Annotated in this window: 14 protein-coding genes; 12 read left to right on the top strand and 2 right to left on the bottom strand. The window is 45.2% G+C overall.

Going from position 1 to position 14353, the window contains the following annotated elements; translation table 11 throughout:
• The first annotated feature begins 56 nt into the window (after positions 1-56).
• Complete coding sequence (locus A3738_RS06155) at positions 57-1352, top strand: NCS2 family permease (RefSeq protein ID WP_068481614.1); 1296 nt, start codon at positions 57-59, stop codon at positions 1350-1352.
• Positions 1353-1572: 220 nt separating this feature from the next.
• On the opposite strand, the gene A3738_RS06150 is transcribed toward A3738_RS06155, so the two are convergent.
• Positions 1573-2169, bottom strand: a complete 597-nt coding sequence (locus A3738_RS06150) for a glutathione S-transferase family protein (RefSeq protein WP_068481617.1) — start codon at positions 2167-2169, stop codon at positions 1573-1575.
• Between the two features lie 63 nt (positions 2170-2232).
• On the opposite strand from A3738_RS06150, the gene A3738_RS06145 reads away from it, so the two are divergent.
• A complete protein-coding gene (locus A3738_RS06145) occupies positions 2233-2943 on the top strand; it encodes a hypothetical protein (protein WP_068481620.1) in 711 nt (236 codons plus the stop codon).
• Here A3738_RS06145 and queG read toward each other — a convergent pair.
• Positions 2940-4016, bottom strand: a complete 1077-nt coding sequence (queG, locus tag A3738_RS06140; protein ID WP_068481623.1) for a tRNA epoxyqueuosine(34) reductase QueG — start codon at positions 4014-4016, stop codon at positions 2940-2942. The genes A3738_RS06145 and queG overlap by 4 nt on opposite strands.
• 160 nt (positions 4017-4176) lie before the next feature.
• Here queG and tsaE point away from each other — a divergent pair, with 160 nt between their 5' ends.
• From tsaE to A3738_RS06090, 10 genes are all read left to right on the top strand, one after another.
• Positions 4177-4674 carry a tRNA (adenosine(37)-N6)-threonylcarbamoyltransferase complex ATPase subunit type 1 TsaE gene (tsaE, locus tag A3738_RS06135; protein ID WP_068481626.1) on the top strand — a complete coding sequence of 166 codons (498 nt, stop codon included), beginning with the start codon at positions 4177-4179 and terminating at the stop codon, positions 4672-4674.
• Positions 4674-6008 (top strand): N-acetylmuramoyl-L-alanine amidase, encoded by a 1335-nt coding sequence (locus A3738_RS06130; RefSeq protein ID WP_156502730.1) that lies wholly within the window; start codon positions 4674-4676, stop codon positions 6006-6008. The genes tsaE and A3738_RS06130 overlap by 1 nt, the downstream gene beginning before the upstream one ends.
• A gap of 67 nt (positions 6009-6075) precedes the next feature.
• Entirely contained in the window at positions 6076-7953 is a 1878-nt protein-coding gene (mutL, locus tag A3738_RS06125; RefSeq protein ID WP_068481629.1) for a DNA mismatch repair endonuclease MutL, read from the top strand.
• 19 nt (positions 7954-7972) lie between these two features.
• Positions 7973-8974, top strand: a complete 1002-nt coding sequence (gene miaA / locus A3738_RS06120) for a tRNA (adenosine(37)-N6)-dimethylallyltransferase MiaA (RefSeq protein ID WP_068481632.1) — start codon at positions 7973-7975, stop codon at positions 8972-8974.
• 54 nt (positions 8975-9028) lie between these two features.
• Positions 9029-9268: an RNA chaperone Hfq gene (hfq, locus tag A3738_RS06115; RefSeq protein ID WP_068481635.1), complete on the top strand. Its 240-nt coding sequence runs from the start codon at positions 9029-9031 to the stop codon at positions 9266-9268.
• Positions 9269-9319: 51 nt separating this feature from the next.
• Complete coding sequence (hflX, locus tag A3738_RS06110) at positions 9320-10612, top strand: ribosome rescue GTPase HflX (RefSeq protein ID WP_068481638.1); 1293 nt, start codon at positions 9320-9322, stop codon at positions 10610-10612.
• Between the two features lie 130 nt (positions 10613-10742).
• Entirely contained in the window at positions 10743-11915 is a 1173-nt protein-coding gene (hflK, locus tag A3738_RS06105) for an FtsH protease activity modulator HflK (protein WP_068481641.1), read from the top strand.
• The gene (hflC, locus tag A3738_RS06100) at positions 11915-12778 is read left to right on the top strand and encodes a protease modulator HflC (protein ID WP_068481644.1); all 864 of its coding nucleotides are present in this window, start codon (positions 11915-11917) and stop codon (positions 12776-12778) included. The genes hflK and hflC overlap by 1 nt, the downstream gene beginning before the upstream one ends.
• A gap of 152 nt (positions 12779-12930) precedes the next feature.
• Positions 12931-13122 carry a DUF2065 domain-containing protein gene (locus A3738_RS06095; RefSeq protein WP_068476842.1) on the top strand — a complete coding sequence of 64 codons (192 nt, stop codon included), beginning with the start codon at positions 12931-12933 and terminating at the stop codon, positions 13120-13122.
• Positions 13123-13152: 30 nt separating this feature from the next.
• Positions 13153-14337, top strand: a complete 1185-nt coding sequence (locus A3738_RS06090; RefSeq protein ID WP_068481647.1) for an ATP phosphoribosyltransferase regulatory subunit — start codon at positions 13153-13155, stop codon at positions 14335-14337.
• The last annotated feature ends 16 nt before the right edge of the window (positions 14338-14353 follow it).

Genomic DNA, 14353 nt, shown 5'->3' with positions numbered 1-14353 from the left:
TTTTGTTCTACTTTAGAGCACTAGTGCATAAAATTCCGCCGAACGAGGAAACGAAAATGCTAGAAAAGCTATTTAAGCTTCAAGAGCACCAAACAACAATTAAGGTAGAAATTGTAGCCGGCCTGACTACTTTCTTGACCATGTCTTATATTCTTTTTGCTAACCCAGACATCATGTCTGCAGCGGGTATGCCAAAAGAAGCAGTATTTACAGCAACTGCGGTTGCAGCAGCAGTAGGCTGTATCTTGATGGGTTTGTGGGCTAACTTCCCTGCAGGTCTTGCTCCAGGTATGGGTCTGAATGCGTTTTTCGCATTTGCCGTTGTTGGTGGCATGGGATACACGTGGGAACAGGCTCTTGCAGCAGTTTTGATTTCTGGTGTTATTTTCTTCTTGTTATCTGCATTCAAAATTCGTGAATGGATTCTACATTCAATTCCGGGTTGTTTGCGTCACGGTATTACTGTTGGTATCGGCCTTTTCTTAACCATTATCGGTTTGAAGAACGCGGGTATTATTGCTGATCATCCTGCAACGCTTTTGACTTTAGGTGATCTTGCTTCTCCAGGTCCACTTCTAGCTGGCCTTGGTTTACTTCTTATTATTGCTTTGGATTACCGCAAAATTACTGGTTCTATTGTAGTCAGCATGCTGGCGATCTCTATCGTTTCTTCGATTCTAGGTATTACTACATTCAGTGGCATTGTCGGTGAGCCTCACTCAATGTCTGAGCTTTTCTTCGCGCTAGACTTTAGCCGTGTACTAGAAGCAACAATGATCTCTGTAATTTTGGCGTTCGTCTTCGTCGACTTGTTCGATACTTCAGGTACTTTGATGGCGACAGCTTCTAAAGCAGGTCTTACTGATAAAGATGGCAAGTTCGACGCGATGGGTAAAGCAATGCTTGCTGACTCTACGTCGACAACTGCTGGTGCTGCATTAGGTGTTTCTTCGGTAACTACGTACGTTGAGTCAGGCGCTGGTATTGCCGCTGGTGGTAAGACGGGGCTTACTGCAGTTACAGTAGGTGTGTTGTTCTTGGCGGCGATGTTCTTCACGCCTCTACTAGACTTTGTTCCTGCATTCGCTACGGCACCTGCATTGATCTATGTTGGTCTAATGATGACTGCTGATATGCGTCACATTAACTGGGACGACATGACAAGTGCTGCGCCTGCATGGATTTGTGCAATCATGATGCCGTTCGGCTTCTCTATCTCTCACGGTATTGGCCTTGGTTTTGTTGCGCACACAGTTCTCCAGTTGTTGACCGGTAAAACATCAGAGATTCGCCCAGCGGTTGCGCTAGTATCGGTTCTTTATGTTCTAGGGATCGCAACAGGCGTTCTTTAACGATTATTTCGTTAACTCCTTATTGGCCGCAATTAGGTAGACCTAATTGCGGCTTTTTTTGTTGTCTTATATTTGTCTCTGTGAAGCGTGAAGAAAGAAGACATGCTTGGCGCTGGGAATGGATGATTACATTATTAAGCTAATTGATGCTGCTATTTTGACTCAGGCATTAGTGGATTGGTCGCCGGCTTAGGCTGTTGCTCTACTCATAAGGATTAGCCTAGGCCATAGCTGAGAAATCTTCTTGGCTTTTTATTCGGTCTATCCATTTTAGAATATTTGGGTAGTGATTTAGATCGAAGCCGCCATCATGCGCTACATGCGTATATGCAAACAAGGAAATATCGCAGGTTGTTATCGAGTCTCCAGTCAAAAAAGGTGTTTGCGTAAGTTGAGTTTCCATGATTCGAAGTGCTGAATTACCGCCTTCTTGTTTTGACTTGTATTCCTCCAGCCTTTCTTCGGGCAACCCAAGGTATTTGTTAATAAACCTTGCAACAGCAATATATGGTTCGTGGCTGTATTGTTCAAAAAACTGCCACTGATGCACTTTAGCTCGATGCCAGATATCGCTGGGGTATAGCGCGCTACCTTCGCATAGATAATTCAAGATGGCGTTCGACTCGCTAAGCGTCTCTCCTTGATCTGTTATGAGTAATGGAATCTTACCTGCAGGAGAAAGAGCTAGAATTTTTCTGGTTTTGGTTTCGCCCTTCAGGATGTCTATATGAATCCAATCATGCTCAATGTTGAGAAGCTGGCATGCTAGATGTAGTTTGTAACAGTTGCCTGAGTTAACATCTCCGTAGATCTTCATCTCATTTCCTTATGCGTTTACGATCATCTTAGTTTATCAATTTTCGTTTTAGTGAGTTAGTTAATGTCTCAGTGGAAGTCAGTACCTGATTTTTCGAACATCAAGTATGCACGTTATATCGTTCCAAATTTTGCTTCAAACACAGTTTGTATTGAGCTTAATGAAGCTAAGGTTGTTGTAATTAGCCCTGGAAAGTCTCTGATCGATAGTTTTGCTGAAATGTACCCGGGTTTTGATGAGGTTTTAGGTGAGGGGTTGGAGATCGTTATGCCTAATGCCTATCATTTTTTAGGCGTCGCTTCTTGGCTTGAGCGCTTTCCAAAGGCGAAACTGTATGCGTCAGAACAAGCAAAGCCGCTTCTTGAAGGTAAGGGTGTTAGAAATATTAATGTCATTTCGGATGGTGACTCTCTATTCGACAGTGATTGTCAGTGGTTTGCGCCGCCTGGACATCGAGGTGGAGACTTGTGGTTAAGTGTTAGAGAGCAAGGCAAAGTCTGCTGGGTGACATGCGACAGCTTTTTGAACTACCCGCGGATGTCGAATCAGCCAATAGCGCGTTTTACCCAGAAGATAATGGGTGCAGCCCCTGGTTTGAAGTTGAGTCGAGTGATCAAATATTTATTGCTCACGAATCGCAAGAGTTTCAAAAAATGGTGTTTAGATATGATTCATCAGGAACGCCCAGTTGCGCTGCTTCCTTCGCATGGTGATCCGATGTTAAGTACCGAACTTGCGGATGAGCTTGAACGGCTTGTACTATCGAGGCTTTAGTCTATATGCTGAGCTAGAGCCCAAGCTACATGCTCGCGGACCATGCCGTCTTCATGATTTTTGTGAGCTTTTAGAGCTTCAATAACTTCGATTGATGTTGGTGCGTTGCCTAGTGCAACTGCAATGTTTCGTAGCCAGCCATGATAGCCAGTACGTCTTATTGCTGAACCTTCTGTTTTTGCTAAGAATTCACTTTCTGTCCAACCAAATAAGCTGACTAAAGTTGCTTTGTCTAGTTCGTGTCGTGGGGTGAAATCGTCTTGGTCGCTATGTTGAGCGAATTTATTCCATGGGCAAACAAGCTGGCAGTCATCACAGCCAAATATTCGGTTGCCCATGTCTTTGCGAAATTCGAGTGGGATTTCTGATTTGTTCTCTATCGTGAGATAAGAAATGCAACGTCGAGCATCAAGCTCATAGGGTGCGGTGAAGGCTTTTGTTGGGCATATGTCTAAGCATGCAGTGCAGCGGCCGCAATGTTCTTTCTCATAGCTGGGTGTGATGGGTAGTGCGAGGTTGGTGTATATCTCGCCGAGAAAAAACCATGAGCCTGCCTCTCTATGAATAATCATTGTGTTTTTGCCGAACCAACCCAAGCCGGAGCGCTGGGCTATCGCGCGTTCTAATACTGGAGCGCTGTCGACAAATGCTCTGAAATTTAGATCTAACTCGCTCTTCGTTCTAACAAAGTGGATAAGATGTTTCAGTCGATTTCGAATGAGTTTATGGTAGTCGCGTCCTAATGTATATCGACTGATGTAAGCGCGGCTTTTATCTTCTAGTTGTTCTAACGCGTGGCCAGCTGACTCTGGTAGATAATTCATTCTGACCGATATTACGCGAAGCGTTCCGTCTATCAATTCATCGGGTTTCCAGCGTTTACTTCCGTGACTATGCATGTAATCAAGGGCGCCGTGATGCCCTTTATCTATCCAGTCTTGATAATGCTGGATATGTTCGCCTAAGTCTGTTGACGTGACTCCTAAGGCTTGAAAGCCAAGGCGTTCTGATTCGCTGCGTATTTCGATTAGCAGCTTGTTGAGCGCATCTGAGGTGTCAACGGGATTGGTCATGAGTATCGTGACATGATGTTAAGTGAACAAACGGAAGTGCTTTGCTAAGCTTAACAGATATATAGTGTTTGAACTTAATGCGATTTCTATTTCGAAGTTGCAGTTATTAATTTTGTTAGTTTAGCACTCAGTTTTTGCTAGTTTGGGAATGACTTTTTTCATGCAAATTCCTCTCGCTGATGAACATGCTACGGATCGATTTGGAAAGGGCCTCGCAGAAGTTCTGCTTGATTCTGATTCTGCATTAGCGGTTGTTTATTTGATTGGTGATCTTGGCGCCGGGAAAACAACACTTGTTCGTAGCATATTGCGCGGTCTTGGTCATGAAGGAAGTGTGAAGTCTCCAACGTACACGCTCGTTGAAGAGTATGAGCCTAAAGGATTGAAGGTTTATCATTTTGACCTGTATCGCTTGGCAGACCCAGAAGAACTCGAGTTTATGGGGATGCGCGATTTTCTTAATCCAGATCTATGTGAACAAGATCGAATCCTTTGCTTTGTGGAGTGGCCGGCACGGGGTGAAGGGCTTTTGCCTAAAGCAGACGTAACCCTTTCGATGAATATTGAAGCTGAAAGTCGCTGCTGTGAGTTGTTAGTTGCTGAACATTCTGCTTTTTCGGGTGTTGATTTCGATGTTCTTATAGCGGGGAGCCGCTGATGCGATTCGTTTTTTCTAGAATGGCCCATTACCTATGCTTATGTTTTGTGCTCGGCTTTTGGTCGCACAGTGCATTTGCGGCCAATATAGCAATCAATGATGCGAGGTTATGGAATGCGCCTGACCATTCTCGTTTAGTGTTTGATCTTGGCGGTTCAACATCACACCAGTTGATGACATTGAATAATCCTCCACGTGTTGTTTTAGATATTAAGAATGTAAAGAAGAATACTCGTTTTGACGCTGTTTCTTTGGAAGGATCTCCTATTAAAAAAATAAGGAGCGCTGTGAGAAATAACACTGATCTCAGAATTGTGTTGGATCTGAAAGCTTCGGTAAAACCGAAAAGCTTTTTGCTTAAGCCGAATGAGAGCTATGGAGATCGTTTGGTTGTTGATCTTTATCTTTCGAAGGTAAAAGAATATAAGCCTGTTAAGCAATTAAATAGCTCAGGTGGCAAACGTGATGTGATCATTGTGATTGATCCTGGTCACGGCGGAGAGGACCCTGGTGCGATCGGGCCAGGTAAGGTTCGTGAGAAAAACGTGGTGCTTTCAATTTCTAAGGAATTGGCCAGGCAGATTAATGCCGTTAAAGGTTATCGAGCCTATTTAACGCGTGAGAGTGATTATTTTATAGGGCTACGAAACCGTACGGAGATCGCTCGAAAGCGTAACGCCGATTTATTTGTCTCTGTGCATGCCGATGCTTTCACAAGACCTCAAGCTAATGGTGCGTCTGTTTTCGCGTTGTCGAAGAAAGGGGCTTCAAGTGAGGCGGCTCGCTGGCTCGCCAAGCGTGAGAATGCATCTGACTTGATTGGCGGTAGCGGCGTGAATCTCGGTGATCACGATGACATGCTAGCGTCTGTTTTGTTGGATCTCAGCTCTACCGCAAGCCTAAAGGCAAGTTTATCAGTGGGTGATCGTGTGCTTCAGTCTTTGGGGGGAGTCGCTCGTCTTCACAAGCGGCAGGTCGAACAGGCCGGTTTTATGGTCTTAAAGTCCCCCGACATCCCATCAATTTTAGTTGAGACGGGTTTTATCTCGAATCCTACAGAATCTCGTCGTTTGAATACTCGTAGTTACCAAAGAAAGATTGCTGGCTCGATCTCTAAGGGCGTTAAATCTTATTTTTCAGATCAACCTCCAATTGGTACTTGGCTAGCTTCAAATCAATCTAAGTCAGGTAGTTCATATACGGTTAAAAAGGGCGATACTCTATCGCAGATTGCGCACAATAATGCGGTGAGTATTAAGAGTCTTCGGAAACTTAATAAACTTAATTCAGACGTTTTATGGGTTGGTCAGCGACTTAAACTTCCTAATTCTTAATAACTATCGGTTATTAAGCGAATGACAGCGTGTTAAACTCTCCGCTTTACCTCTCCGTTAGTTTCATATGTCAAAAATACAAAAGTTATCTCCTCGACTCGCTAACCAGATTGCTGCGGGAGAAGTTGTTGAAAGACCTGCATCCGTAGTGAAAGAGCTGCTCGAAAACTCTTTAGATGCAGGTTGTCATCGAATTCAGGTGACCGTTGAGGGCGGTGGAGTTAAGCGAATATGTATTCGAGATGATGGTTATGGCATTGAAAAAGAAGACCTTTCTTTAGCGCTTAGCCGCCATGCAACTAGTAAAATACTATCTTTGGATGATCTTGAGGCCGTTGCAACACTTGGGTTTCGTGGTGAGGCTTTAGCCAGTGTTAGCTCTGTGTCGCGATTGCAGCTCAGTTCAAAAACTGAGGGCGCGGACGAAGCTTGGACGGTGGAGACGGAAGGGCGCGATATGGTCGCGAATATTAGTCCTGCGGCACACAATCGCGGTACTACGGTTGATGTTCGAGATTTATTCTTCAACACGCCTGCACGCCGTAAGTTTTTGCGCACTGAAAAGACGGAATTCAATCATTTGGAGGAAGTCGTCAAACGGCAAGCTTTGGGGCGATTTGATGTTGGGTTTGATCTGTCTCACAACGGTAAGCCGGTGCATAGTTTGCGCCCTGCGATCACATTAAGAGATAAAGAGCAGCGTGTGGCGAGTTTGTGCGGTAAGCCGTTTATGGAAAACGCTGTAGAGATTGATGTCGAGGCGTCAGGGTTAAAACTATGGGGCTGGGTCGCGCTGCCAACGTTCTCTCGAAGTCAGGCGGATTTGCAGTACTTTTTCGTGAATGGGCGCGTGATTCGTGATCGCTTGGTTAGTCATGCTGTTAAGCAAGCATATAGGGATGTGCTTTATCACGGCCGACATCCAGCCTTTGTACTGTATTTAGAATTGGATCCAGCTCTTGTTGATGTGAATGTGCACCCTACGAAGCATGAAGTTCGTTTTCGTGACGGGCGCTTAGTGCACGATTTCATATTCAGAAGCTTGCATCGCGCGCTAGCGGATGTTCGTCCTGACGAGTATATGCGCGAAGAGCAAAGCGCAAGTCGAGTTGCTGAGAGTGAGGCGATTCACCAGGAGACAGGCTTAGCCGCGCAACCCGGTTATAATAGTCAAACCCGCATGCCATTGTCCGTGCCGAGTTCGAATACGGGGGCTGCGTTTCAACCGCAGTCTATTCCAAATAATCCCGCTCAAAGTGAAGTGCGCACGGCCTTAGATGGGATGAGTTCTCTGTATGGTGGTTTGAAGCCAGATTTGCCAGAGCTGTCTAATACTGTTGACGTATCTAATAATGCCGAAGATCATCCTTTAGGCTTCGCGATTGCTCAGCTTCATGGCGTTTATATTCTCGCTCAAAACAGTTCGGGCTTAATAATTGTTGATATGCACGCTGCGCATGAACGCATTACTTACGAAAAGATGAAGTCCGATTTTTACGGCGCGGGTATTCAATCTCAGCCACTGCTTGTTCCGATGTCGATTGCTGTCAGTACTAGGGAAGCAGATGCTGCTGAAGATTGTGCTGTGGAGCTCCAACGATTCGGATTGAGAGTTGAGCGGGCTGCACCCGAATCTCTAGTGATTCGTGAAGTCCCTGTGATTCTGCAAAAAACAGACATCGTTCAGCTTGTACGAGACGTCTTGAGCGACATGATTGGCTACGGGCAGTCTGATCAGCTAGAAGCAAAGGCAAACGAGTTGATGGGGACAATGGCTTGTCATGGTTCTGTTCGGGCAAACCGAGTTTTGACGATAAGTGAGATGAATGCGCTGCTGCGTGAGATGGAAGAGACCGAACGTAGTGGTCAGTGTAATCACGGTCGACCAACTTGGACGACTTTGTCGATGCCTGAATTAGATAAGCTATTCTTACGTGGTCGATAGTTTCACTGCTAGGGTTTCTATGTCTTCGCTTCGTACTATGCCGCCGGCTATTTTTCTAATGGGGCCGACAGCTTCAGGTAAAACCGATTTGGCTATAACGCTGCGCAAGATATTGCCGGTGGAGCTTGTCAGTGTTGATTCAGCGCTCGTATTTAAAGATATGAATATCGGCACCGCGAAGCCGAGTGAGAGTGAGTTGCTGAAAGCGCCTCATCGTTTGATTGATATTATCGACCCTGCCGAGTCTTATTCTGTCGCACGTTTTTATGATGATGCGCTCAGAGAGATGAATGATATCGTTGCAGCGGGAAAAGTACCGCTTCTTGTCGGCGGGACGATGATGTATTTCAAGGTGTTAAAAGAAGGTATTGCTTCTATGCCTTCGGCTGATCAATCTGTGCGTGACTCAATTAATGCCTTGGCTGCGGAGAAAGGCTGGCCTTTTGTACATCAAGAGCTGGCTAAGGTTGATCCTGACTCGGCTAAACGTATTAAGCCAAATGATTCCCAGCGTCTTCAGCGAGCAATGGAAGTATACAGGGTTAGTGGTCGAACTTTGACTGAGCATTGGAGTGACCAAAAACAAGTCGGATCGGGAGTAGTTAATGGAGCTGGCAGACCTGATGGCGCGAGTTTACCTCCTATTCCGTTCGAGATTTTGCCGTTTGCGATTGCGCCGAGTGATCGAAAGTTGCTTCATAAAAGAATTGAACTAAGGTTTCGCGGTATGCTCGAGGCAAATTTTCAGCAAGAGGTCGAAACTTTACGAGCGCGAGGTGATCTAAGTTTGGACTTGCCCTCTATGCGTTGTGTGGGTTACAGACAAATGTGGGAATATTTGGATGGTACCTATGACTACGATACGATGATAGAAAAAGGGGTCGTGGCAACACGCCAATTAGCTAAGCGACAGTTAACGTGGTTGAGGTCTTGGCGGGATATTGTCTGGCTAGAAACTGGCGCGAAAAATAATATTGAGATAGTGTTGAAAAGTTTTAACGCGGCCTCATTTAACAACTAAACGTAAGATTGACTATAATTGCGTTAAATATTTAAAAAACGGGAGATTACAATAATGTCTAAGGGACACTCACTTCAAGATCCATACTTAAATGCACTCCGCAAAGAGCGCATTCCAGTATCTATCTTCTTGGTAAATGGCATCAAGTTACAAGGTCAAATCGAGTCTTTCGATCAGTTCGTCATCTTACTCAAAAATACTGTTAGCCAAATGGTATATAAGCATGCCATTTCTACTGTTGTACCTGCGCGTAATGTGCGTATGCCGTCAATGGATGAAGAAGCGGGTTCATAGGTAATACTCCATTGGAAATTGGTATTTTCTCGTTAGTATTTAAGCTCTGCCGTGTTTGATAGACCAGATGCGGGAGAGCGAGCTGTTCTCGTCCACTTAGACTTTCCAAATGAAAATGACCGTGAAGATGCGCAGGAGTTTCGTGAACTTGTGCGTTCGGCAGGTGTTGAGCCTGTTGGGATCGTTACCGGTAGTCGATCGCAACCCAGTGCGCGTTTTTTTGTAGGTTCCGGAAAGTTAGAAGAAATAATTACGGAAAAAGCAGTAACCGACGCTGATGTGGTGTTGTTCAATCACGCTCTCTCGCCTAGTCAGCAGCGTAACCTTGAGGGCTCCCTTGAGTGCAGAGTGATCGATCGGACTGGTGTGATCCTTGATATCTTTGCGCAGCGTGCTCGTACTCACGAAGGCAAGTTGCAGGTAGAGCTTGCGCAGTTAGAGTATATATCAACGCGTTTGATTCGTGGCTGGACTCACTTAGAGCGTCAAAAGGGTGGGATCGGTTTACGTGGTCCGGGTGAAACGCAGCTTGAAACTGATCGGCGTCTCCTACGTGGACGTATTAAAGCATTAACGGGGCGTCTTGAAAAAGTACGCAAACAGCGAGACCAGGGTCGCAGATCTCGTACTCGAGCTGAAATTCCCACGATTTCTTTGGTGGGCTACACCAATGCCGGTAAATCGACATTATTTAACCGGCTGACAGACTCGGGTGTTTATGCCGCTGATCAGTTGTTCGCAACACTAGATCCAACACTTAGGCGTATTGATTTTCCCGATATTGGTCGTGCCATTTTGGTAGATACGGTCGGGTTCATACGGCATTTACCTCACAAGTTAGTTGATGCGTTCAGAGCAACGCTAGAAGAAACAATATCGGCTACGCTTTTGCTGCATGTTATAGACGGTGCTGATTCAAGAAGGTTGGACAATATAGAGGCAGTCGAACAAGTTTTAGATGAAATAGGCGCGGGCGATGTTAAGGTCCTCCGAGTCTATAATAAGATCGATTTGTTGGACGATGGCGTAAGTAGAATTGATCGCGATGAAGATGGTGCTCCTGTAAGAGTGTGGTTGTCAGCAAACTCGGGAGAGGGAACTGATTTATTGTCTGATGCAGTCGCTGAGTTGTTAAGCGATGAGGTTATGCACTGCATACTTCGACTTCGCCCAGAGCAAGGTCGGCTCAGAGCGATGTTATTTGAGTCAAATCATGTCATTCAGGAAGAGTATGATGATAAAGGGATGGCACGTGTTGAAGTTCGTTTGCAGACCAGCGATTTTGAAAGAATGCTTAAACGCTGCAATGTTCCGCGCGCGGATTTGCTGATTGATAGGCTGTAAGAGAGCTCAGAACTTTCTGACTAAGATTTCATAATAAGGAGCATTCTGTTTGCTTGCTCCTTTTGGCGCAGCGATTTACGATTGCTGTGAATGTTTTAAATTAAAACTGATGACAACAACGGGGTAATCTATGGCTTGGAATGAGCCGGGTAATTCTAATGGGAAAGACCCATGGGGTAATAATAATCGTGGTGGCAATCAAGGCCCGCCGGATTTAGATCAAGCGCTTAAACAATTGATGGACAAGCTAAACGGGCTGTTTGGCGGGTCAGGAAATGGCAATGGCGGTTCTGATAATAACGGTGGTAAGCAGGGCTTTGGCGGTATTGCTCTGGTTGGCTTAGTAGTGTTTGTTCTGTTTCTTGGCTGGAAATCGATTTATACGATCGATGAGCAACAACGGGGAGTTGTTTTATTCCTTGGTGAATACAGTCGAACACTTGATCCTGGTTTAAGAATTGTCATCCCTCTCGTCGAGCAGGTTATACCAGTTAACGTAACAAACGTTCGAAACGCTGAGCTGAAAGAAGAAATGCTCACGCAAGACGAGAACGTTGTTGCGATTGAGTTGAACGTTCAATACACGGTCCGAGATCCGGTATCGTTCGCTTTGCGTGTTGAGGATCCAGAGCGATCTCTGCAACATGCCGTTGAGTCGGCTCTTCGTCACGAAGTGGGTAGCACCAACCTAGATCCAATCTTAACTGAAGGGCGTGGTATTTTGGCAGACAGCACGAGAGAGCGTTTGCAAGATTATATGGATAACTATCAAACCGGCATTAACGTCAGTGTCGTTAACATCAAAGAAGCTAGAGCACCACAAGCTGTTCAAGCGGCGTTTGATGATGTTCAGAAAGCGAAGCTTGATAAAGAGCGTTTCGTAAACGAAGCAGAAGCTTACAAAAATACAGTTATTCCTGAAGCGCGGGGTAAGGCGCAACGTATGTTGCAAGAAGCAAGTGCATATCGTGATCAGGTTGTAGCAAAAGCTCAGGGTGAAGCCGATCGTTTTGAGGCCTTGCTTGTTGAATACAACAAGGCGCCTGAAGTAACCCGAGAACGTCTCTATATCGATGCGATCTCAGACGTATACGGCAATAGCAGTAAGGTTTTGATTGATGTTGAGGGCGGTAATAATATGATGTATCTGCCTCTGGATAAGATTATTTCTGAGCGATCAAACTCTGCACCATCTAGCGTGAGGTCTGACGCTAGCTCTTCTGATATTTCAGCAATCGCAGATCAAGTAATTGAAGAGATTAGATCTCGCAACTCGCGTTCATCAGCTAGGGAGGTGCGCTAATGTCTAAGTCAGTATTATCGTTAGTGGCGGTTCTTATCGCGATCGTCGTATTGTCGTCATCTCTGTATATCGTTGATGAGAGACAGGTTGCGATTAAACTTCAATTTGGTGAAATTGTTGAGTCAGATATTGGACCAGGTATTCACTTTAAGATGCCGTTTGTTCAGAATATTCGCAAATTCGACGCGCGTATTCTAACTCTCGATTCACGTCCTGAACGCTTCTTGACTGTTGGTAAAAAGTTCTTGATCGTTGATTCGTTTGTTAAGTGGCAGATCGAAGATGTCAGTGCTTATTACAAGGCGACAGCCGGCAACAGATGGCAAGCGACGACGCTTTTGTCTAACTCTACCAACAAAGGGCTTCGTGATGAGTTTGCTTCTCGTAGCTTGACTGAAGTTGTATCGGGTGAGCGTGATGAGCTCATGTCTGACATTACTACTAAGTTGAATGAGCAGACTTTGGCTGAATTTGGTATCCGAGTTTTAGATGTTCGCGTTAAGGGTATTGATCTACCGGAAGACTTATCTAAAGACGTATATCGCCGTATGTCGACAGAGCGTGAGCGTGAAGCACGTGAAACGCGGTCTCAGGGTCGCGAGTTGGCAGAAGGTATTCGCGCTGATGCGGATCGTGAGAAGGTTGTTATTGAGTCTGACGCTTACCGAGAGTCAGAAATCACACGTGGTGAGGGGGATGCAATTGCGGCATCCACTTACGCTGAAGCGTTCAATAAGAACCCAGAGTTCTATGCGTTTACGCGTAGCTTGCAAGCATATAAGGATACCTTTGCTAATAAAGAAGATGTCCTTTTATTAAAGCCTGATAGTGAGTTCTTCAAATACCTAAATCAGGCTAAATAGGCAAGTTCCTTACTCGTAAATCAATGAAAGAAGCACCTTAGGGTGCTTTTTTCATTTTTTGGCCTTTTTAATACCAACAACACCTTTTGTTGTTTTCAATTAAGCGTTAAAATCGCGCCCCTTTGCCTTTAACGAAATTAGACTTAGCTTAGATGGACTGGAATGATCTGTTCACAGCACTTTGTTTAGTGCTTGTAATTGAGGGCATTATGCCATTCTTGAATCCAAAAGCTTGGAAGCAAACCTTAGCATCGATTCTCAAAGCGAACGATAGAACCATGAGGAGCATTGCGTTAGTTTGCATGCTCGCAGGTCTACTGGGCGTGGTTTTGTTAAGGCAGTAATTTAATGTGTGTATCGACACGAGAAATACTATGAGTTTGACCGAACGTTGGATGTTGCCTGAGGGCGTTGACGAGCTGTTACCACCGGATGCATGGGCTCTTGAGAAAATGCGCCGTGAAATGCTAGATACATACTCAAGCTATGGATATGAATTAGTGTCTCCACCGCTTGTAGAGTTTCTTGAAAGTTTACTTACCGGTACTGGCAGTAAATTGGATTTGCAAACATTCAAAGTTACCGATCAACTGTCAGGGAGAACGCTCGGCATTCGCTCAGACATTACTACGCAAGCCGCTCGTATCGATGCGCACGTATTGAAAAACCATGACATTTCTCGTTTATGTTATGTCGATAGCGTGTTGCATACGCGTCCAGAACATACGATGACCAATCGAAGCCCAATGCAAATTGGATGCGAGCTTTTTGGGTCTGACAATGAAGCAGCAGACTTAGAAGTGATGTCTTTGATGCTAGAGACATTGACTATTGCAGAAGTCTCAAAGGTTCATGTGGACTTGGCGCACGTTGGTATATATCGTGGCTTGATGACTTCAGCTGAGCTCCCGAGAGAACTAGAAGATCGAATTTTCAGCGCATTGAATCGCAAGTCAATTCCCGAGCTTGATACGCTAGCCGCTGAACATAAGTTGCCGGTTATCGATATTATTCGCGAAATCGCTCTGCTTAGCGGCAGTATTGATGCCTTGTCGGAAGTGCGAAAAAGCATATCCCAGTACTCTGAATTAGCTAGTAACGAAACTTTAGATGCCGTTGATGCTTTGATGCGTTTTGCTGAGTTGGTTGGCGAGCGTTTCCCAGAAATTGAACTAGGCTATGATTTCTGCGAGTTACGAGGCTATGACTATCATACTGGCGTGATGTTCAGCGCATATACACCAAGCTTTGGATATGCATTGGCTAAAGGTGGACGATATGACTCCATCGGCGCTGAATTTGGTGAATCTCGCCCAGCAACCGGTTTTAGTGCAGACTTAAAAACGCTCGTGCGTTTGCAGTCTCGTATTAGCACAATGAATTCAGGGGCGATTTTAGCTCCATACGGCACAGATAAAGCGTTGCTAGAGCGGATCGCTGATTTGCGACAGACGCAGCGTGTCGTGCAAAGCCTTTCAGAATCAGATGAGCAGACCTACGGTTGCTCTAAAAAACTTGCTCAAAGCCAAGACGGCCAGTGGGTAGTTGTTGAAATTTAATCGGTTACTTTAATGG

This window comes from Oleiphilus sp. HI0066 (genome assembly GCF_001635725.1).
Note: the sequence above shows the minus strand (reverse complement) of the source record. Positions and strands in the feature narration are given on the sequence as shown.